General features: G+C 60.0%; 19 protein-coding genes. 11 read left to right on the top strand and 8 right to left on the bottom strand.

The window, feature by feature from the left end:
• Positions 1-6: 6 nt before the first annotated feature.
• The 3 genes from O6X71_RS20360 to O6X71_RS20350 form a co-directional block, all read right to left on the bottom strand.
• The gene (locus tag O6X71_RS20360) at positions 7-648 is read right to left on the bottom strand and encodes a polysaccharide biosynthesis/export family protein (protein WP_353467482.1); all 642 of its coding nucleotides are present in this window, start codon (positions 646-648) and stop codon (positions 7-9) included.
• Positions 649-754: 106 nt separating this feature from the next.
• Positions 755-2,185 carry an O-antigen ligase family protein gene (locus O6X71_RS20355; protein WP_353467481.1) on the bottom strand — a complete coding sequence of 477 codons (1,431 nt, stop codon included), beginning with the start codon at positions 2,183-2,185 and terminating at the stop codon, positions 755-757.
• A 116-nt stretch (positions 2,186-2,301) separates the two neighbouring features.
• Complete coding sequence (locus tag O6X71_RS20350) at positions 2,302-4,221, bottom strand: polysaccharide biosynthesis protein (RefSeq protein WP_353467480.1); 1,920 nt, start codon at positions 4,219-4,221, stop codon at positions 2,302-2,304.
• 226 nt (positions 4,222-4,447) lie between these two features.
• Between O6X71_RS20350 and O6X71_RS20345 the strand changes: the two genes are divergently transcribed.
• From O6X71_RS20345 to O6X71_RS20310, 8 genes are all read left to right on the top strand, one after another.
• Positions 4,448-6,088 (top strand): hypothetical protein, encoded by a 1,641-nt coding sequence (locus O6X71_RS20345; protein ID WP_353467479.1) that lies wholly within the window; start codon positions 4,448-4,450, stop codon positions 6,086-6,088.
• A gap of 144 nt (positions 6,089-6,232) precedes the next feature.
• Entirely contained in the window at positions 6,233-7,264 is a 1,032-nt protein-coding gene (locus O6X71_RS20340; protein ID WP_353467478.1) for a polysaccharide biosynthesis protein, read from the top strand.
• Entirely contained in the window at positions 7,264-8,373 is a 1,110-nt protein-coding gene (gene wbjC / locus O6X71_RS20335) for a UDP-2-acetamido-2,6-beta-L-arabino-hexul-4-ose reductase (RefSeq protein WP_353467477.1), read from the top strand. Before O6X71_RS20340 ends, wbjC begins: the two co-directional genes overlap by 1 nt.
• 2 nt (positions 8,374-8,375) lie before the next feature.
• Complete coding sequence (wecB, locus tag O6X71_RS20330; RefSeq protein WP_353467476.1) at positions 8,376-9,530, top strand: non-hydrolyzing UDP-N-acetylglucosamine 2-epimerase; 1,155 nt, start codon at positions 8,376-8,378, stop codon at positions 9,528-9,530.
• 59 nt (positions 9,531-9,589) lie between these two features.
• On the top strand, positions 9,590-10,882 hold the full coding sequence (locus O6X71_RS20325) for a lipopolysaccharide biosynthesis protein (RefSeq protein WP_353467475.1): 1,293 nt from the start codon (positions 9,590-9,592) through the stop codon (positions 10,880-10,882).
• The gene (locus tag O6X71_RS20320; RefSeq protein ID WP_353467474.1) at positions 10,879-12,201 is read left to right on the top strand and encodes an O-antigen polymerase; all 1,323 of its coding nucleotides are present in this window, start codon (positions 10,879-10,881) and stop codon (positions 12,199-12,201) included. The genes O6X71_RS20325 and O6X71_RS20320 overlap by 4 nt, the downstream gene beginning before the upstream one ends.
• 27 nt (positions 12,202-12,228) lie before the next feature.
• Positions 12,229-13,101, top strand: coding sequence for a glycosyltransferase family 2 protein (locus O6X71_RS20315; protein ID WP_353467473.1), 873 nt, complete (start codon positions 12,229-12,231; stop codon positions 13,099-13,101).
• Positions 13,102-13,244: 143 nt separating this feature from the next.
• Positions 13,245-14,447, top strand: a complete 1,203-nt coding sequence (locus O6X71_RS20310) for a glycosyltransferase family 4 protein (protein ID WP_353467472.1) — start codon at positions 13,245-13,247, stop codon at positions 14,445-14,447.
• A gap of 478 nt (positions 14,448-14,925) precedes the next feature.
• Here O6X71_RS20310 and O6X71_RS20305 read toward each other — a convergent pair whose 3' ends face one another.
• The 4 genes from O6X71_RS20305 to O6X71_RS20290 all read right to left on the bottom strand — a co-directional run bounded on the left by O6X71_RS20305 (position 14,926) and on the right by O6X71_RS20290 (position 17,758).
• Positions 14,926-15,507 carry a hypothetical protein gene (locus O6X71_RS20305; protein WP_353467471.1) on the bottom strand — a complete coding sequence of 194 codons (582 nt, stop codon included), beginning with the start codon at positions 15,505-15,507 and terminating at the stop codon, positions 14,926-14,928.
• Positions 15,504-16,529, bottom strand: a complete 1,026-nt coding sequence (locus O6X71_RS20300; RefSeq protein WP_353467470.1) for an N-acetylmuramidase domain-containing protein — start codon at positions 16,527-16,529, stop codon at positions 15,504-15,506. Before O6X71_RS20300 ends, O6X71_RS20305 begins: the two co-directional genes overlap by 4 nt.
• A 654-nt stretch (positions 16,530-17,183) precedes the next feature.
• Positions 17,184-17,387 (bottom strand): helix-turn-helix transcriptional regulator, encoded by a 204-nt coding sequence (locus O6X71_RS20295; RefSeq protein WP_353467469.1) that lies wholly within the window; start codon positions 17,385-17,387, stop codon positions 17,184-17,186.
• Positions 17,375-17,758: a hypothetical protein gene (locus O6X71_RS20290; protein WP_353467500.1), complete on the bottom strand. Its 384-nt coding sequence runs from the start codon at positions 17,756-17,758 to the stop codon at positions 17,375-17,377. The genes O6X71_RS20295 and O6X71_RS20290 overlap by 13 nt, the downstream gene beginning before the upstream one ends.
• Before the next feature lie 515 nt (positions 17,759-18,273).
• Between O6X71_RS20290 and O6X71_RS20285 the strand changes: the two genes are divergently transcribed.
• Positions 18,274-19,701, top strand: coding sequence for an IS1182 family transposase (locus O6X71_RS20285; RefSeq protein WP_353467468.1), 1,428 nt, complete (start codon positions 18,274-18,276; stop codon positions 19,699-19,701).
• 628 nt (positions 19,702-20,329) lie between these two features.
• On the top strand, positions 20,330-20,794 hold the full coding sequence (locus O6X71_RS20280; RefSeq protein WP_353467467.1) for a GAF domain-containing protein: 465 nt from the start codon (positions 20,330-20,332) through the stop codon (positions 20,792-20,794).
• A 197-nt stretch (positions 20,795-20,991) separates the two neighbouring features.
• On the opposite strand, the gene O6X71_RS20275 is transcribed toward O6X71_RS20280, so the two are convergent.
• Positions 20,992-21,132 (bottom strand): hypothetical protein, encoded by a 141-nt coding sequence (locus O6X71_RS20275; RefSeq protein ID WP_353467466.1) that lies wholly within the window; start codon positions 21,130-21,132, stop codon positions 20,992-20,994.
• Positions 21,133-21,319: 187 nt separating this feature from the next.
• Here O6X71_RS20275 and O6X71_RS20270 point away from each other — a divergent pair, with 187 nt between their 5' ends.
• Positions 21,320-21,490 carry a hypothetical protein gene (locus O6X71_RS20270; RefSeq protein ID WP_353467465.1) on the top strand — a complete coding sequence of 57 codons (171 nt, stop codon included), beginning with the start codon at positions 21,320-21,322 and terminating at the stop codon, positions 21,488-21,490.
• Positions 21,491-21,538 lie beyond the last annotated feature (48 nt).

Raw genomic sequence — 21,538 nt, 5'->3', positions numbered from 1 at the left:
GAAACCTTACTGCAGGACCGCAATGAGCGGCGCGGCGAGAAGTGGTGCCAGCGATACGAAATCCCGGAACATTCGGCGCTGCGGTGAATCACCGACGACGACGACGTCGTTGGCGAAAATCGGTGGATCCTCATAGGTCCCACGACGAATGGCCTCGATGTTATACAGCCCGGCCATCTTGCGGCCGTCGACGGTGCGAAGGATGACGACATCTTCCTGCCGTGCGAATTCGCTGAGCCCCTTGGCCGATGCGATCGTGCGCAGCAGCGTCATCTGGTTGGTGACCGGATACAGTCCCGGCTCGACGACCTGCCCGTCTATCGTCACCACTTGGCTTACGGAACTCTTGATGTTCACGGTAACCTCGGGTGCGCGCACATAGCGGCCCCGCAATGCGGCTTCGACGGTCGCCGCCAATTCCTGCGCGGTCTTGCCTCGCGCGTCGACCGTACCGACGAGCGGCATGGCGATCCGTCCGCTCGCGTCGACCTGCATCTCGCGGCTGAGGTCGGGAACGTTGAACACATCGACCTGGATCGTGTCGAGCGGTCCGATGAGCGCAGGCCGATCCGGCGCGGTAAGATCCTGGCGGTTCGGCGCGGGCAGGGTCGTACTATCCTGGACAACAGTCAGCCGGTCGGTCGACAACAGCGGCTCCCGGTGCACGCACGCTGGCAACGCAAGGACGACAAGGAGGGCTGTGCAAATCTTTCGCATGCGTTTGAAATTTTCCAGGGAACTAGGGCAGGGGCGGCTATAGATGGTGGTCTGCTTTAGGTAAAGCCGGCTCCATATCATCGTCAGAATGGCCGGATAACCATGCCGCTGCGAGCACGACCATCGCCATGATCATCGGCGTCCGGGCCGGATAGTCGAATATGCTAGCGATCAGGACGAGCAGCAGTGTCGCCGAGCCGAGCATCGGCAGCATCGCGCCGCTTGTTCCAATGTCGCTTTTGCCGGTCCCGTTTTTCCCGGCCCTGCGCCATGCCCTCATGCTTGCCCATCCCCACCATATCAGGGCGGCGAGCAAGATCAGCAGGCCAGGCAGGCCGGCATCGAGCACGATCTCGATGAAGTCGTTATGAGCATGGTTGAAATAGGTCGGTTTCAGGAGGGCGAGCGGTTCGTGAATCCTGAACATCGCATCGAAGCTTCCCATTCCGCTTCCTGCCGGAAACACGCTGCGGGTCATGTCCAGGACGGTCGGCAGGGCACGGCTTCGCATGTCCTGCCCGACGTCGAGCGAGAAACTGCGCTGCACCGACACCGCACGATCGGCGACGACGCTAATAAGCACCAGCGATGCGAACAGCGCGATGATCCCGCCGACGACGACCGGAGGTACCCAGCGTGGCGCACGGCGAAACTCACGTCGCAATCCGTGGCGCGCGATCAGGCCGGCGATCAGGATGGCCAACGCGCCGAGCGCCATGCCGGCGCGCGATCCGCAGGCCAGAATCGTCAACGTGAACAGCGCCATCATTCCCAGTCCCGCCGGGCCGCGCCACCGCAATTGACGTCCCTCGCGAAACGTCCAGACCGGCACGAGAAGGCATCCGAGCGCCAGGAACAGCGCGAAATGGTTGCGGTTCGCAAACGTGGCGCTGACCGCGCCCGGCGTATCGTTGATCAGGGGATTGTCGGCCAAGGCTCCGGAAAACTGAAAAATTCCTAGCAGCATCGACGCTATCACGAACAGCAACAGCATGCCCGGCAGCCACGCGCGCTCCTTCTGCGTCAGTCCGGCCGCCAGGAGCAGAACGACGAACGGGACGACGAGCGAGGCGAGCGCGTTGAGCGTTTCCGACGGGACGAGCGACCAGCTCTGACATACCTGCGCGGCGTCGGCGCCCCCGGCTTTGGCAACTATCTCGCGACCGGGCAGCATGTGCCAGAGCGCCGGCGGGAGCGGAAGGAGCTGAAGGACCGCGATCGCGATCGCGACGGCCAGGAATATCCAGGCTGGCCTGGCAAACGATCCGTCCACGCGCCGTCCGAACACGGCCATGACGATCAAGATCAGCCATGCCGCTGTCCGAACGACGATCTGCCCGGGGACTTCACCACGCGAGGCGCCTCCGGCAAGCCACAGCACCCCCATGAACAGAACCAGCATAACGAAGGCGAGGCTGGGTCGGAACGAAACCTTGGCCTGGAACGAAGCTTTGGAGCGCGAGGTCATAGAAATTCCGATGTCAGATTTGGCAGTCACGGACGGGGCAATCTACCAGAACCAGCCTTCTCTACCTGGATGCCCGGATGTACGGCACCATATTTCCCTAACCGGTATTCCCTTGGTCATGCCGGTACCTCGACCGACGCACGCTGCATCGTCACCCAGTCGACGATCTCGCTCGCCGGGGCAAACTCACGGACCAGTTCGCGTAGCAGTCTGCGCGCCTGGTCGACGGCGCCGGTGTCGATGAAACGCTTCAGCTCGTCGAGCTTGGGTCGCAGCTCCGCCCAGGGAATATGATGCTCGGAGGCCATCATGATCCGGGGATGTGCCGTAGGTCGCGGGTTGTCGCCGATCAGAAGTTCCTCGTAGAGCTTCTCGCCGGGGCGCATGCCAACCGTCACGATCTCGATATCGCCGTCCGGATTGGCGTCCGATACAACGCTGAGGCCGCACAGTTCGACCATGTTGCGCGCCAAATCCACGATGCGCACGGGCTGGCCCATGTCGAGCACGAATACCTCCCCGCCGGCCGCCATCGCGCTGGCCTGTACCACCAGCTGCGCCGCCTCCGGAATGGTCATGAAGTAGCGGGTGATGTCCCGGTGTGTGATCGTGATGGGGCCGCCCTGCCGAATCTGCTCGCGGAAGAGCGGAACGACCGATCCGCTCGAGCCGAGTACGTTGCCGAACCGTACCATCGAGAAGCGCGTTCCAGTTTTCTCCGCCGCCAGCCCCTGGAGGATGAGTTCGGCCAGGCGCTTCGTCGCCCCCATCGTGTTCGTCGGGCGAACCGCCTTGTCCGTACTGACTAGGACGAAATCCTTCACGCCCAACTGCGTTGCCAATTCCGCGACCTGCAGCGTGCCCATGACATTGTTGCGCAACCCTTCGAGAGGATTGTGCTCGACGAGCGGGACATGTTTGTAGGCAGCAGCGTGAAACACGATATCGGGTGCCCAGGCCCGCAGGATTTCCGCAACGCGAAACCCATCGATCACCGATCCGAGCAGCGGTACGACCTCGATATTGGTCGCTTCGGTCAGGTTGCGGTGGATCGCGTACAGCGCGAATTCGCTCGTCTCCAGCAGCAATATGCGCGCGGGCTCGGCAGCCATGATCTGGCGGCACAATTCGCTGCCGATCGACCCGCCCGCGCCGGTGACCAACACGGTCCTGCCCGCAATCTTGCCGCAAACGGCGTCCATTTCGGGCGCGACCGGCTCGCGGCTGAGCAGGTCTTCGATGGACAACTCGCGGAGATCGCTCGCCTGGACGCGTCCGTGCGCCAAATCCATCAGGCCGGGCAAGGTCTGCACGGTCAATGGCAGTCCTCGCAAATTCTGAATGATCTCATTGCGGCGCTGTCGTGGTGCAGACGGCAGCGCCAGCATGACATCGGTCACATTCTTGCGATCGATCAGGCTCGACAGCCGCTCGATCGGATAGACTCTAAGGCCATTGACCCGCGTGCCATACAGAGATTGATCGTCATCGAGAAATCCGACGAGGCGCAACTCCCGGTTGGCGCTCATCGCGGCAGCCAGCTGCCGGCCCGATGAGCCTGCGCCGTAGATCAGCACGCCGCGCTGGGGCGTCATATCGATCCGTCGCTGCATCTGCCCACCCAGCACGTAACCGACGGACAGCCGAAGCATGCCCACCGCCAACAGCAGCAGGATAGGCTGGATGATCCCAACCGTTCTCGGAATTGCGTTGAAGCCATAGGCGGCGATGATCGTCGCGTAGCACAGGCCGTATGCGCCACATGCCAACGTGATCGTCGGCAGGATGTCCGCGCCCGCACGACGGAACGCCATCCGGTACAGGCCCAGGAAATAGAATGCTGGCAGCGCGAGTGCGATGGATAGCCCGACCGCAACGCTCGGCCGGCCGGCGAGCGTGACAAAATATCCCAAGCGCAGATAATAGGCGAACCATACCGTCAACGCGCACAACGTGCCGTCGACCGTCGCCGCCATCAAACGCTTCGATCCCCTGGGTAACGCCAGCAACGGGCGCGCAACCTTACCAAAGGGCATGAGAACTCCAATTTGAAACTGACCAAAAAAGCGGCCATGGCACTACATTCGCGTAGCGAACGCTCATATTTTTTGCCCCGTAGCATGCACACCTACTGCCGTCCAACAGGGTTCACCACAGGCATCGCTAAGGGTTCATGGCGACGAAGCGTGACACTTTCGCTAAAGATCTGTCAGACGCCCGCGGTCCGTCGTGCGAACGCCGGTAAAAGAGAAAACTAGCACTATGTCAAACGGTTCACGAAATCTCTCTCGCCGCACCGTTATCGGCGTAGCGATCGCGACGCCTGCTGCAGCTGCTGCGTTCGCTGCGTTAAAGGTCACTGGAGGGGACGTCACCGAAGGCCAGGCCAGCACCGACACGCTCAACATACTCGACGTCGTGCCGCGGTCGTTTCACAGCAATATCCTCTCGCGGGTCGTTGACAACTCGCCGTCCAATGCGCGGGCGCTCGCCGGCCATATCCAACGCGCGATCGACATCGCTGCGGGTAAACGCTGCCGCTTGATCGTTCCGGCGGGCCTCTACAACGTCGCGCCGACGGGATCGTTCGCGTCCGAAGCCGGACTCTGTCATCGCTGCTTCGCCATCCGCAGCGACATGCACGTCGACGCCAAGTCAGGGGCGACATTCCGGATCATCGACGGGGTCAGCACGGACAGGGCGGTCGTGTTCATGTGTATGTTCGGGACCAACGAACAGCTTGCGAACCTGTCGTGGCGTGGGCTCGAAATGGATATGAACGGTCCAAACAACCCGATCAGCCCGTCGCGCGCATCAGGTAACTACAGCCTGCTCAATCAGGCTCATATCTTCATCAGCGGAACGCCGGCGGGGCGGGCCGCGCTCGCCGATACCGTCACGATCGATCACTGCCGGTTCGTGAACACGCCCGGCGTCTCGTGTGTCGTGCTGGCGCAATCCAATAGTCGCGGTGTGAAGCTCGGACGCAACTGGCGGATTTCCGATTGCGCCTTCGTCAATGGCGGTCTCGACACACCGGACCACAGCGCGATCTTTGCATGGGCACAAGATGTCGTATGCCAGAGGTGCACCTTCACGAATGCCATCGCCAAGACGCAAACCGGTGGGAACGTCGCATTCGAGGTGCATGGATCCCGGCAAAAGTTCATCAACAACAGTGTGACGAACTATTACCAGGGTGTTTGGATTGACGGGAACGAGACGGAAGCCGTTTCCAGCGACATAATAGTATCGAACAATGTCCTGAACCAAATATCCGGATTCGGAATCATGTTCTACGGCGAGCATGCCCATGTATCCAAGGTCGAGATAGTCGGAAACGACATTTCGTTCGACGACAGCGTCTATCCCGGCGTGGATCTCAAGATCGGCATTGGCTGTCTTTCGCCGCTTGCCCAAAGCGACGTTGTTGTAAGAACCAACACGATTACCTCAAAAATTGGTAGAACGGCAACGTCCGGCGTCACTATTCAGTCCGCGACGCACAAGGGGCATAGCCATGACGCGTTCGACATCGCCAACAATGTGTTCGAAGGCACCACGTTCGGGGTTCAGGTGATCACCAATCCTGTTTGCGGTCTTGGCGTGATCGCGATCCGGTCAAATCGGTGCAGGAACCTGTCACGCGCCGGAGCATTTTCCACGCCGCAAGGCATCGGCGTGGATTTCAACGGCGGGGCGTCGCCGATCCAGAAGCTGTCGTTGCTGAACAATATCTGCATAGACGATCGCGGCAAATCCGCGGAGTGCGCCTTCGGCATTCGCGTCCAGGGTGAGATCGTCAGCCTGCAAACCGCCGGCAATGCCGCGTCGGGGATGACCTCTGCGGCCTACGCGGAAGGCGCGTTGACGGTGGGCAGGCGCGTGCAGGTCGTGCTCTGATCCGGTCTGTCGCCGTGGATGCGGCGACCATCTCATCAAATGGGCTTTGCTATTGATCTAGATAGAGGGTTTGCTAGGTGGACGGTGACGAAGCTCACCAGCGTGCCCGGCGCTGCACGAGTGCACCCAGCTTCAGGAAACACGATGTTCGAAAACAAGATCCTTCTGATCACCGGCGGTACCGGATCGTTCGGTTCGACCGTCCTTCGACGCTTCATCGACGAGCCATTTTCGGAAATCCGAATTTTCAGCCGCGACGAGAAGAAGCAGGAAGATCAGCGGCTGCATTACCGCGACCCGCGACTTCGCTATTATATCGGCGACGTTCGCGACATGCGCGCGGTGTCGAACGCGGTGCGCGGTGTCGACTATATCTTCCACGCTGCCGCGCTGAAGCAGGTGCCTTCGTGCGAATTCCATCCGATGGAAGCGGTCAAGACCAATGTGATCGGCACGGACAACGTGCTCGAAGCCGCGATCGCCGCGGGCGTCGAGCGGGTGGTGTGCCTGTCGACCGACAAGGCCGTGTATCCGATCAACGCCATGGGGATATCCAAGGCGATGATGGAAAAGGTCGTCGTCGCCAAGTCGCGACTGGCGCTGGGGTCGAAGACCACGATCACCGGAACCCGGTACGGCAATGTGCTGGCGTCGCGAGGGTCGGTCATTCCGCTCTTCGTGGATCAGATTCGTAAAGGTCTGCCGCTGACGCTTACCGATCCGACCATGACGCGTTTCGTCATGACGTTGGCAGAAGCCGTCGATCTGGTGCTGTACGCGTTCGAGCACGGCCGCAACGGCGACATGTTCGTCCAGAAGGCGCCGGCTGCGACAATCGAGATCCTAGCACAATCCGTCCTGAATGTGCTCGGCAAGCCGGACCATCCGATGAAGATCATCGGCACGCGTCACGGCGAGAAACTGTTCGAGACCTTGCTGAGCCGCGAGGAAATGGCGGTCGCCGAGGACCGCGGCGACTATTACCGCATCCCCCCCGACAATCGCGACCTCAACTACGCGGTGTTCGTCGACGAGGGCGAGCGCCGCATTTCCGAGGCTGCGGATTTCAACTCGCACAACACCGCGCAGCTGGATGAAGCCGGCATGGCGGCGATCCTGCAAAAGCTCGACTACATGCAGGGTGTGCTGAGCGGCCAAGAACGGCAGGTCGACTAATGACTGCGCATCGGGTTGCCGTAACGGGCGCCAATGGCTTTATCGGCCGTAATCTCATGGTCCGGCTGGGCGAACTCGGCATCGAGGCTGTCCCGCTGTACCGGGATAGCTCGCGCGAGGCCTGGTTCGAGGCGATCGCGAACGCCGACGTCGTGGTGCATCTCGCCGGTGCCAACCGGCCGGCGGATCCGGCCGATTTCATGGCGGTGAACCACGGTACCGCGGATGTGATTGCCGAGGCCGTCCGGGCAGCCGGCCGCCCCGTGCGGATCGCCTACACCTCGTCCAGCCGCGCCGACGAACCGACCGACTATGGCCGCAGCAAGCTCGCGGGCGAGGAGCGGCTCAAGGCTCTGTCCGACGAAACCGGTTCGCCCGTTCACGTGTTGCGGCTGCCGAACGTCTTCGGGAAATGGGCGCGGCCGAACTATAATTCGGCGGTCGCGACGTTCTGCTACAACATCGCGCGCGACCTGCCGATCCAGGTCAACGACCCTGCCTCCCCGCTCAGCCTAGTCTATATCGATGACGTGCTCGCCACGCTGGTCGCGATCGTCAACGGCAACGTCGCCGAGGGCATGGTTGCCGTAGAGCCGGTGTATCATACCACGGTCGGCGCTGTGGCCGAGACGGTAACTGGGTTCCGGCAGGACCGCGACGACAATCTGATCGATTGCGTCGGCACGGGCCTGACCCGCGCGCTGTATTCGACCTATGTCGCCGCGTTGCCGCTAGACAAGTTTAGCTATCCCATCGCCGCGCATACCGATCCGCGCGGATCGTTCTCGGAGATGCTGAAGACCCGGACGTCGGGACAGTTCTCCTTCTTTACCGCCCATCCCGGTGTCACGCGGGGCGGGCATTATCATCACAGCAAGACCGAGAAGTTCCTGATTGTTAAGGGGGCCGCACGGTTCGGCTTTCGCCACGTCGTCACCGGCGAGACGCACGAGATTATCGTCTCCGGCGATCGCCCCGAAATCGTCGAGACGGTCCCGGGCTGGGCGCACGACGTCACCAACATCGGCGATACCGATCTGATCTCGCTCCTCTGGGCGAACGAGATCTTCGATCGCGCCCTTCCCGACACCATCGCTGCAAAGGTTTGAACATGGCACGTCTCAAGGTCATGACCGTGCTGGGAACCCGGCCGGAAATTATCCGCTTGTCCCGCGTGATGGCGCGGCTCGACGCCTATACCGATCACACTATCGTCCATACCGGGCAGAACTGGGATTATGAGCTGAACGAGCTGTTCTTCAGCGATCTCGGCGTCCGCAAGCCCGATCATTTCCTGGGTGTCGACACGTCGAGCCTCGGCGCCGTGCTGGGCGGCATCCTGGTCGGCACCGAGCAGGTCCTGAAGGCGGAGCGGCCTGATGCCCTTCTCGTGCTGGGCGATACCAACAGTGCGATCAGCGCGATCATGGCGCGCCGCATGAAGGTGCCGATCTACCACATGGAGGCGGGCAACCGCAGCTTCGACCGCAACGTGCCCGAGGAGACCAACCGCCGTCTGGTCGATCACATCAGCGATTTCAACCTGGTCTATACCGAGCACGCCCGCCGGCATCTGCTGTCGGAGGGCATGCAGCATCGTCGCGTCTACCTGACCGGTTCGCCGATGCGCGAGGTGCTCGAGCATTACCGCAGCCGGATCGATGCGTCCGATATCCTGAGCCGCCTCGAGCTGACCAAGAACGGCTATTTCATCGTCTCGATGCACCGTGAGGAAAACGTCGACAGCAAGCCGCGTCTGTCCGCGCTCGTCGAAACGCTCAATCGACTGGCCGAACAGCACGACATGCCGGTGATCGTGTCGACCCACCCGCGCACCAAGAAGCGCCTGGATGCGCTGGAGAACGTGACGCCGGATTCGCGCGTCCAGTTCCTCAAGCCCTTCGGCTTTCATGACTATAATCATCTGCAGATGCATGCGCGCTGCGCGATCTCCGACAGCGGCACGATCGCGGAAGAGAGCTCGCTGCTCGACTTCCCCGCGATCACCCCGCGCGACGCGATCGAGCGCCCCGAGGCGATGGATACCGGCAACATCATCGTGACGGGCATGAACCCCGATGCGATCCTGTCGGGCGTCGAAGCCGCCATCGCGTTCCACGAAGAACGCGTGGCATCAGGCATCGCGCCGCTCGTCCCGGCCGACTACCAGATTGCCAACACCAGCGAACGCGTCGCCAAACTGATCATCGGAACCGCCAAGCTGTCGAATGGCTGGGACGGCATCCGCACCCATGATTACGTGTAAGATGTCGTGGCGATCGATGCCCCGGCGGTCGACGCTGTGGCGATTGACGAACACGTACCATGCTTAAGAAATGGCGTGCCGACGCCCTCAACCTGACGGCACTGACGTGCCTTCAGGCATCGAACGCCGTCATCCCGCTGTTGATCGTGCCGTTCTCGATCGCGCGTCTTGGCGCGACGTCCTATGCCAGCGTGGCGATTGCCGAAGCGATATCGATGATTGCGGTGGCGATCGTCCTGTACAGCTTCGAGGTCGACGGTGTTTCGCGGATCAGCGGCTTCCGCCCGAAAACCCATCGCCAGGACCTGTCCACGGTCCTCAGCACGATCCTGGCGGCACGGATGTTTCTGTTCGTCTGCATCGCGACGATATTGCTGGCGGTGACGTTCCTGTTCACGTCGCTGCCGGTGGTCCTGGTCGCGTGCTGGCTGCTCGTACCGCTGGGCCAGGTCTTCCACTCCTACTGGTTCTACCAGGGGATCGAGTTCAACATTCCGCCGGCGATACTGACGTTGACCGCGCGGTTGCTCAGCCTCGTACTCGTGGTGCTGTTCGTCCACTCCGCCAGGGACAGCATCCTCGTCCCGCTTGCGATTGGCGGTCCGTTCGCGATCGCAGGCATCGTCTCGATGCTCTACAAGGCCTATGCGCTCGACGTTAAGGTGCGCTGGCCCGGCCTGCATGCGGTGTTCGACTATCTGACGTATGGTCGCCGGATCTTCATGGGGACCGCTTCGGTCATGCTGTACCGCGAGGTGAACGTGCTGCTGATGGGCATGACCGGCGTTCCGGCAGCCGCGATCAGCAGTTATTCGCTGGCCGAAAAGAGCATCAAGATGATCCAGGCGGTAACCCGGCCGCTCAACCAGATCGCCTTTCCCAAGGTTCTGCGAGCGTTGCGAGGCCATGACAGGCCCGATCGCGAGACCTCGTCGATCATCCTGCGCTATACCCTGCCGCAGATCGCGGTCGTCACGATCATCGTCGCGGTCCTGTTCCTGGGGTTCGGGCAATTGTCGCCGCGGATCGCCGCGCTGCGCCGCTTCCAAGATCTTCCGGGGATTGGGATCATCTTCGCCATCGTCGCTCCCGCGCCGATTTTCGGGCTGGCTAATTTCATGTTCGGCTCGGCCGGGCTGAATTTCCTCGGCGACCAACGGTATTACCTGCGTGCGATCCTTGCCACCGGCGCGGCCAGCATGATCGGCTGCCTGATCCTGTCGCATCTTTACGGTGCCGTCGGTGCCGCGATCTGCTTCTGCGGTGCCGAGATGCTGCTTCTTGTCCTGGTCATCGCCCGGTACAGGACCGGGCAGCGACGTTTCACCAGCCAGCAGGAGCCAAGCGCATGATCGATTGGCCAGAACGCTTCCTCTGCATCCTGATTAGCTTCGGCATCCTCGGCAATGCGATGGTAGTTCGTCGCATGGTACAGGCATGGGCATTTCCTGCCGTATTGTTTTCGCTGGCCTGGTTTATCTACACGATCGTCCCGCTGGTCTGCTTTCCGGCCGCGCACGTCTACCCGAGTGCGATGATGTACGTCTTTGCCGGAACGATCGTCGTATCGGCCGCCAGCTTATCCAACTGGAGCGTCTATTTTGCAGAGAGCGCCCGGTTGAAGGCCGCGCACAAGGAGTATTACGCTGGTCCGCTCCTTCTCAGTGTTTTTGCGATAGGCGCGGTTCTCTCTGTTGTCTGTATGCTGCTGAACTCTGTGGCGCAGGGTATTTCGCTGAACCAACTCGTCACCAACGTAAACGACAGCGCTGCCGAATATGCCGGCCGCCGATATGCATATGACATTGCACCTACCCCGTATCAGCAGGTCGCTACTGTTCTTGCGTATTTTTGTGCGGGGTTGGGCGGGTTGATAATGACGTCGCAAAAGGGTCGTTATACCAGGTGGGCAATCTTGCTCGGGTCTTTGTTTCCCTCGATCTTCGTTATGCTGACGCAGAGCGCGAAGGGAATGCTCTTCCTGTGCGGCGCAATATTCTTTGGTGGCATTCTCGTTGAGAGAATACAGCGGAACAGAACGGATATTTTGTCGAAGCGCGCGCTTCCGGCCATTGTGGCTGGACTGACGGTTACGATTTTGCTCGTCACGGCATCGTTCATCTCCCGCGGCTTGTCCTCGTCGGTAGGAGGAGATTTCGTAGACATACTTGCGCCGTATTGGGCGTCATATACGTCCGGCCATTTGTTTGCTTTTTCAGACTGGTTTGCCAACTACGTTGGCTTGCCCGCCGCACAACCATATGACGACCCAGGCCTGACAAAGGGTTTTTATACGTTCATGCCACTATTCAGGATGTTTGGTGACGACAGGCCTATTCCGCTAGGAACCTATGGCGAGTATCTATCGATACCCCCTTACATCACCACCAATATCTACTCGATGTATCGTGGTCTGATCCAAGATTTTGGTTTAGGTGGGGCATTGATTTGCCTTGGTATTCTCAGTTTTCTTTCTCACCTGTCATTCAGGTCTATGTTGAGGGTGGCTACTCCTACATTCTCAGCAGCAGTATTTATATATTCAGTGGCATTTATCTATCAAAGCTTTGTCATTAGTTCGCTAACTTGGAATACATTGCCAATTAGCATGTTTTTGATAGGCGCATCGCTGTTCTTCATGCGCTTCCAAACTCTTAATCAGGCCAAGTAATAGCCGATCATTTGACAGGTCCCCTGTATGAAATATGTCTTCATCTGTACGAACTACAACAACTCCCACTATACGGGGTCGGCGGTCGAAACGCTGATCAACGGCGAGGCGCCACCTGCGCTGATCGTCGTGGTGGATAATGATTCCAAGAAGGATCAGCAGGACGAGCTCCGTCGCCTGATGGCGGGAAAGCCCAACGTCGATGTGATGTTCTCCGAAAAGAACGTCGGATATTTCGCCGGACTGAACCTTGGTCTGCACCGCGCGCTGGCGCTGGTGCCGGATGCCGACGCCTATATCGTTGGCAACAACGACCTTGAGTTTCCCGCCGATTTCGGTGTCCAACTCGCGCTGCGCAGCAAGACCATCGCGGAACGCATGGTGGTGGCGCCGAACATCCTCACGGTCACCGGCATCCGCCAGAACCCTCATGCGATCCGGCCGCTCAGCCGCGTGCGCGGTCTCGTGCTCGACGGCTACGCCGCCTCCTTCAATCTCGCTCGCCTGCTCAGCCGGGTCGCGAAGGTGACGCACAAGGTTACGCGTCGCAAGGACGTCGACAACCATCATGCGGAGGGTTTCATCTTCATGGGGCTCGGCGCCTGCTACATCCTGTCGCCGCGCTTCATCGAACGGGTGGGCGAGCTCCCCGCCGAGGTGTTTCTGATGCACGAGGAGTTCTTCCTCAGCCGGCGCATCTCCGAGGAAGGCGAGGCGATCTATTACATCCCCGAGATCGTCGTGCACCACCACGATCACGGATCCGTCGAACTGGTATCATCACGCCTGATCTGGAGCTACTGGCGCGATTCCTACCGCCTCTATCGCCGGTACGTCCCGCGGTTCGGCAAGCATCCGGTAACGGCCTTGCTCGACAAGCTGCAGAACACTGCCAAGTGAAGTGATCCTTTGCAGGATAAGGTCCGCTGACGCTTCCCTACGAGAGGCGTTCGCGGACGATTGGCGATGTCGGCGCGGAGCCTGTCTTTGAACCGCGACAGGGCATCGGGCCACTGCTAGGCGAGATGACGATGCGCATATTGATGATCACGCAGTGGTTCCAACCAGAACCGCATTTCAAGGGCTTGGGTTTCGCCAAAGCGTTGCAGGCGATGGGGCACGACGTGGAGGTGCTGACCGGCTTTCCAAACTATCCAGGTGGGAAGGTCTATCCTGGATACCGGGTCGGTCTGCGCAAAAATGAGGTCATGGACGGCATTCCGGTGACGCGCGGATACATATATCCCAGCCACGACAGCTCGGCGTTGCGGCGCATTGCCAATTACGTGTCGTTTGCACTGTCCTCCACCGTTCTGGCCCTGACGTTGCGCAAGCCTGACGTTGTGTATGTCTATACACCGCCGATGACAGCCGCGCTCCCCGCGGTTGCGCTGCGTCTTCTGCGCCGTGTTCCGTTCGTACCCGATGTTCAGGATCTCTGGCCGGATACACTCGCCGCGACCGGAATGGTCAACAACCCTCGTGTCCTCGGACTGATCGGATGGTGGACCAACTTTTCCCTGCGTCGGGCTACACGCATCGTCGTTCTCTCCGCTGGATTCCGCCAGCGGTTACTCGACCGCGGAATCCGCGTGCCGATTGCCGTTGTTCATAACTGGGCACCATCGGAGATCGTCGACGTCGCAAGGACGTTGCCCGCACCGCCTGCGCCTGGCGTTAGGCCGTTCACGATACTTTTTGCCGGTAACATGGGAAAAGCTCAGGGGCTTGATGTTGTCCTCAAGGCGGCAGAATTACTGCAGCGTGAAGGGTCAACCGTCCGGTTTGCATTGATTGGTGGTGGCGTGGAGCGGGGGCATTTGAAGCAGCGTATCGACGATCTGCAGCTTCATAACGTAGATTTTCACGAACCGCTTCATCCTTCCAAGATGGGCGAAGTATTTGCAAATGCTGACGCACTGTTGGTTCACCTGCGCGCTGACCCGCTTTTCGAGATTACAATTCCATCCAAGATTCAGGCCTATCTGGCAATCGGACGCCCAGTAATCCTAGGCGTACGCGGCGACGCAGCCGACATGGTACGAGATGCGAAGGCTGGTGTATCGTTCGATCCGGATAGTCATTTAGGACTTGTCGCGGCCGTTAAACAGATCTTTGCTTTGTCCCCGTCCGATCGGGCAGACATGGGTGCTGCTGGCCAGCGTTTTTACAATGAGCGCCTTGCTTTCGATATCGGCGTAGCAGCGATCGAGCGTGAATTATGTGCGGCTGCTGAGCGACGCTAGTTGCTAGACGAGTGATACGCTGCGGGTGTCGCTGCGCGGAAGTGTTGGCTACCAAGCTGGATCGCCGAGAATCGATCGAAGGTTACTGTACCATGTGCAGTTAGGGGTAACTCTTGCCGTAGCGGCGCTGGCGGACCTGTCGTTCGTTCCTTGGTCAACTTACGGTAGTTCGTCGCAGATGAGCGATAGCGGAATGGTCGAGATCATCGGAAACCGGAACGGTCGTTTCGGATCGCTCAAGCCATATGAACGGCCGTTCGTTGATATTCGAATTCTGCAACTATGAGGGCAATCCAGCTTCAATTCCCGGAGTGCCGCCATACTACCTCGCTGGAAACTTCCTGCGATGGAATGAAGTTCGATGTGGGAGAGTTGAAGCACGTATTGCTCAAAATGCGGGATCACTCCTATTCGATCCTCGCTTGGAGGCTGACCGCGATGCGGTGCACATAGGTACGGCAAGGAGCCGATCGACGCCTCATGGCACGATGGATTGCGCTTCCGTGATGCCGATCCATCCCTGCGTCGGCTTGCCCTCGCCCTGGGCAAACTGGACCAGCATGGCATTGCCATTGCGGCGGAGCACCCCGACCAGATCGCCACGCACCACATATCGTGGGCTTGGTGCAGCGGTCGGCGTGGTGCGGAACCGCGCACGCGGCGCGGTCACGCGTGCGAGATCGACCCATCCCGCGGTCAGCGTCCGACTGCCCGACAGGGGTTGGCCCTGTGGGACCGAACATCCACCGAAACTGTTTACCGCCGGCATGTTCAACGTGAGTTCGTCATTCTTGAGGCTCAGCATGCCGGGCACCGGCTTGCCTCCAGGGTCCCGTGCCGTGACGGTCGCGCGGCCATCGGGACGAAGCTGCCCGCTGAAGTCGAACGAACATTTCCGCACCGGTCCGGCGCCCTGTTCCTCCAGATAGCGACCGACGACACGGTTTCCTTGAACCGCCACGTCGAACATCTCGAACTGCCCGCCGACGGGCCCCGCTGCGCTCGCGCAACCGGGAGTGATCGCCGCTGCGGCGAGGATGGTGCAAAAGAACCGCTTCATTGTTGCGCTTTCAATCTGTCGTAAATTGCCTTGAGGCCGCTATCATAGTTCTGCTGCGCGGCCCCGTTATAGCTGGTGCCGATTGCGCCAAAATCCTGGCGCTCCATTGCGGGCACCAGCCCCGACTTTGCCTTACAGAACCGCACGAACGCTTCCAACTGTCCGCTTTCGCCGCTTTTCATCAGGTTCACGAAATCGTCGACGTCCGGAAAACCGCAGTCGCGATGGTTCTCGCCAAGTACCTGAAAGGCGCCGAACGACGTCGACTTGAGAGCGGCGTCGTGGTCGAGCGCCATTGCGGTTTCAAGCGTGCGCCACGCCGTAGGTTGGTCGCGATTGTTTATCACCCATTTCGCACGCCATGTCGCGCGGGCATACGCATAGCTAAGCCTAGGATGGCTGCGGTCGTAGATCCGGCCGGTATATTTCCTGAACTTGTGGCCTTCGAACGCGATGATGATGCGTCCATCGCCGCCAAACCCGGATTTGCCCCCGGATTCCTTCTCGGCCAACGCCTTGACCAGCACGGGATCAACGCGGGGGCTCAACCGCTGCGCGGCGGTGATGAAGTCTGCATCGGTCAGTTTCCGGCGCCCCCCGCCCCCACTCGGCTGGCGCGCCGGGGTCCGTGCGCCACGTGCCCTGACGCGCGTCGCGCGCGATGCCTGGGCCTGATCGCCCTGCATCCAGGTTTGTAGCGTGCTCTGCAACCCGGCCAGCGCCTCGCCGGCCCAGCGGCCAATCGTTTCCAGGCCGGAGGCCCCGGCTGCCTGTGGGCCCGGCGCTGGACGCGAGGCCGGGCGTGGTGAGGGGCGGGTGGCCTGCGATGCCAGACTCCGCAACGTGCGCCCGTTGGGATCGACCCGCGAGTCGGGATTGGGATATCGCAACACTTTTGCCTGATAGCGGCTGATCGCACCAAGAGTCAGGCGACCAGCCCGACCGTCCTCCTCCAGCTTCTCGCCGCCACCTGCGAGGTTCAACAAGCGCTGGACGACCATCACGTCCCGCCTGACGTTCATGCCCCCGAGCCCAACCGAGTCCGAGATGGGCGACGCACCGAATGCAGCCAAGTTATGTCTACTCCCGCCAGCGCTATCGTAATTTTAATGCACAATGCACAGTGCGTATTCCGGTTCCGGCTGCGAAACGATCTTTGAACAGAGGCTGGTCGTCGGCAACGCTGGGCATAGTTACGCGAGTATCGACATTGCATGCTTTTCCGGAAGCTGTTCGGTACGTTGCCGATTGCGAAAGCCTTGCTTGACGACCAATTTTACCGAACGGAGTCATATTGGCCCTAGCTGAACCATTCATGCATCATCGTTTGTTTGGCTAGCGCAGCTATATGGAGAAGCCGGGATGTTCTCTATTCATATCATATGGTTAGGCTGCCCGAGCTCGCCTAAACACACGTAGTCGCATTAACAGGCGATCATTTTCGAGTTACCTCTAAATGGTGCTGTGCGTCCTACTTTGGGCGGAAGCGGAATGGCAGATTTGGGAAGGAAAGCGGACCGTCTGCTTTGGAGGGCACCCTCAGGAAACCGGCCACTGAATGGGCGTCCCAGATGCATCAGTTTTCTGCATCGCTGGAACACTGGGTTTCGCGCCGTTCTTTCGTCGATGCAAAATCTGTGAGTTTTGCCTCAGCACAGCAGCAGTACCGCCAATGTTTAATTTTCCGGAAGGCTAAAAAGGTTCTCTACGGGGACGTTGAATAGATTGGCCAGCTTGAGCGCCAATGACAAACTAGGCTCGAACCGGCCTGTCTCGATTGAGTTGATGGTTTGTCTGGAAACGCCAACGAGCGTTGCCAATCCAGCCTGCGTGAAGTTCGATTCAGCCCGGTGTTCCGGGAGTCGAGTTAGGACGCCCATTTGCGCGCAGCCGTCCGGCCGAACAAGATCGTGAGTGCTGAGAACAGGATTAGGGGGGCAGGCCCCTGTATGGGCGGGGTGGTCCCGGTCATATCTAACAGGCCCCACACTGTAAGGGCAGCTGCAGTCCACGCGCCACTCATGCCGAGCGACCAGTTCTGCACTCGATGAAACAGCTCATCCTGCCGGATGCTCATGCGCCACCATAGCAGGCCGGATAAGGCAGCAAAGCCGATTACCCAGGCCACGACCCAAGCCGCAGGCAGATAGAGGGAAGGAGCCGAAACAGCCGTGCCTTCAATGGGCATTGCGCCCTGAAACTCGATACCCACTTGGCGCGCAGCGTCAGCGGTCCATTTGAAAAGCGGCATAACGGCCACCACGGCGCTAGCCATACTCCCAGACACAAGGCGTCGGCTCTTTCGATCTAAAGCCGCCCAATTGACCCCGGCCCCACGGTGAGTGAACTCGTACATCTGCTTCCCCTAAGCTTTCGCACAATGTCAAACATACGCGACATTTCGAGTCAAGTATATTTGACTCGTAGGAGCGGCTTTCTGGGTTGAGCGAGGCCACCCCTCAGAACGCATAGTTCGCAATCCGAGCCGGTCATGTGATGCAAAACTTTCGATTTTTGCATCAATGCGGAGGCGGGTTGGCATCGTCGAGATGAACGGATGTCCGCTTTCGAGACCGCGAGTTACCTACCGGAACGTCCGGGTGCGGGCGAAAGCGGAATGACCGGAATGGAGAGGAAAGCAGACCGTCCGCTATTGGAAAGGCAGATGGCCGTTAGCGAACGTCGCACAACGCTGCCTTCTATCTCGAAAAGGATCCAGACCGTCCGAAAACGGCATTCTGGATTCCCCGGCATGCTGGGACGGTGATGGCATACATCGAAGGTCATGCTCGGGACCAAGCGCTGCTGCTACCGGCGTCAGTCGAGGACTATGTAGCTGCGGATAACCCGGTGCGGTTCATCGACGCCTTCGATGACCTTGATCTTGGCGGTGCCGGCTTCGTGCGAGCTCAACCAAAGGCGACGGGGCGGCCCGGCTACGATCCGGCCGATATGCTCAAGCTGTACCTGTACGGCTACCTTAATCGGGTGCGGTCGAGCCGGCGCCTGGCGGCTGAAGCTATACGCAATCTCGAGCTGATCTGGCTACTGCGCGGGGTGCGGCCTGACTTCCGAACCATCGCCGACTTCCGGCGAGACAACCGAGCCGCGTTCAAGGCGGTGTTCCGCGAGTTCGTGGTCCTGTGCCGCAAACTCGACCTGTTTGGGCGCGAGTTGTTGGCGGTCGACGGTACGCGCCTGAAGGCGGTGAACAGCCGGTCGCGTAACTTCAGCCGCGAGCGGCTGGCAACGTATCTCGCCTCGGCCGACGCGCGGCTAGAGCGCTACCTGGCCGAGTTGGACCAGATCGACCGCGGCGAAGATGGTGCCGGCACCGGCCGCGCCGACGCTCTGGCGACGAAGATCGCCAAACTGCGCGAGCAGCGTCAGGTCAGTTCGGCGTTGCTCGGTCAGTTGGAGGAGAGTGGCGAAGGGCAGATCTCGCTTACCGACCCCGATGCGCGCGCGATGGTCGCCCATGGCAAGGTGACCATCGGCTACAACGCGCAGGTGCCAGTCGATGCTAAGCACAGCCTCATCGTCGAGCAGCACGTCACGAACGCGTGCAACGACATGGGCCTGCTGGCGCCCACCGCCGGTGCTGCAAAGGAGCTGCTCGGCGTCGAGCAGATCGATGCGGTTGCCGACATGGGCTACCACAAGGGCGAAGATATCGAGGCGTGCGAAGCCGCCGGCATCACGCCGTACATTCCCCGCCCGCACCGGGGCGTCAACGTCAGCAACGGCCTCTTTCCCAAAGAGCGGTTTCGCTACGATCCAGCAGCCGACGCCTATCACTGCCCTGCCGGGCAGCTGCTCGACACCCGCTACAACTCGGTGACGCGCGGGCATGTCACGATCCAGTATTCCAATCCTGCCGCCTGCTCCGGCTGCCCGATGAAGACGCTGTGCACCAAGGGACGCTGGCGGCGCGTCAACCGTTGGGAGAAGGAGGAAATCCTCGAGCGCATGGCGGCGCGCCTCGCGAAGCGGCCAGACCTCCTCGTCATCCGCCGCTCCACGGTCGAACACCCGTTCGGAACAATCAAGCAGTCGATGAACCAGGGCGCGTTCCTGATGCGCGGGCTGGAGAAGGTCCGCGCCGAGTTCAGCCTAACGACACTCGCCTACAATCTCAGGCGGGCTATCACCCTCATCGGTGTGCCGGGGATGATCCGGGCGGTGCAGCCCTGATCCGGCCCGCCACGCCTGCCGTCACGACGCCGAATATCGCCTTGTGACAGCCTATTCCGGCCTCATCAGCGCATAAAAACCGGAAAAGGCTGGCCCTCAGCCATTTTTCAGCGGGGGATCGTACGGACCTCGATCACGGGCGAGTTTTCGGACGGTCTGGATCGTAAACGGGAATGCGTATGCCTTCCCAAATCCCATGGTCGCACTGCAACTGAGGAGTAAGAGCTTCGCCTTCTAACACCAAGATTGTATCTATCTCGCTCCAGCCGATTGTTGCTTTCGAGCGTTACCAATCAATGGAACCAGACGAACCAATGTTACGCGATGCGTATGAAGCGGGCTTAGAAAGCGGTCAACGCGAAGGGGTTTCAGACCAATGCCCTTTTGAGGTTCATGAAAAAATGTCAGAGCGTTTCGCGTGGCTTTCCGGTTTCAGCGTTGGAAAAGCTGTACGAAGGTTGAAGTAGCAGTCCTAAGTTTGCATCAAACGAAGGAGACGCGATCTGGGGATGCAGGGCACCGGGTTTCGCCGCCTCCAGTTCGGTAAAGCGGCATCTACGCAAACCGAATTGATGCATGACAGTTCGGAACAGTTGCCGTCCTATCGCAGGACCGGGTAACGACGAGTATGCTCGATGAATTTGCAGCTGGCGCCGCTCGCGACGGTGATGACGACGGTATCCGCCAGATTTTAGACGAAGTTGCCGCTTCAACCGGAATGGGGTTTGTCGCCCTTGCTCGTGTTACCGATATACGGTGGATTGCCTGTCAAGTCGTCGATCAGATCGACTTCGGGATGTCACCGGGTGAGGAACTGAGGGTTTCAACAACCATCTGCAACGACATACGCGAGCACGGTAATACCGTTGTGATAGACGACGTGGCGGGAAATCCTAAGTGGCTAAGCCATCCCGCTCCGGCCCTATACGGGTTTAAGAGCTATGTTTCACTTCCCATCGTTCTTGCCGACGGCTCGTTCTATGGCACTCTTTGCGCCATCGATCCCGAACCACGGAAACTAGCTGGTCTCGACAAAGTTTCGATGCTGAAGGGGTTTGCAGACAGGATCGCCTCGATACTATCTGCCGCTTGATCCAGGCGCGAGTTAGGATAACGAACAGTGTTTCGTAGCGACCCCTGGTCCGCACGGGTCGCATCGTCCGGCGCAGACGATTGTGGCGGGTCGCAGATCGCCCGCATAAACGTCGAAGTCTGGGCGTAAGCGGAATGGGAAGGGAGGCGGACCGTCCTCTTATGGTGAGACAGCCGCGATAACAGACATCGAACCGCTCAACGCCGAACGTTGGGCGTCAGGGTATCTAATGCCTGAACAATGTAGAGGGCGAGAACACCACGCCCTTCCATTTTGTCGGCTATGGCCAGCGCTTCCAGCAGAAGCGCTTTCAATTTTTCCTGTTGGTCGAACGTCATCCTCGGCCTCCTGTCTAGCATTCCGACGTGTACCGTGAGGCCTTGCGGGAATAACTTAGATCAAGAAAGGTAAACGATCCTACCAATATAAGATTAATTACGATCAAGTGGGCCCACTATAGCTCCCTCGTCGATGGGGCAGGGGCCGACCGAAGATCCGTCGATTGCCTAGCCGTCGACGCGCAAAGTGGTCAAGCTGGGTACGGTCACGATCGCGGCGCTCGCCGGCAATAGCGGCGCCGCGGACCGTGCGTTGACATTCTCGCCCGGCCGGATGCCCGCAGGGATCGCCGCCGCGGATCCGATGCTCGCCGTCCGTACCGCGACCTATCCGGTATCGTTTCAACAGCGCCAATGATTGCGGGGATCCGGCAAGCGGATATACGCGGTTGACCCATCGCTTGCG

This window comes from Sphingomonas faeni (assembly GCF_040407505.1).
GTDB lineage: Bacteria > Pseudomonadota > Alphaproteobacteria > Sphingomonadales > Sphingomonadaceae > Sphingomonas > Sphingomonas faeni_E.
This window is presented reverse-complemented; position numbering and strand designations above follow the sequence as displayed.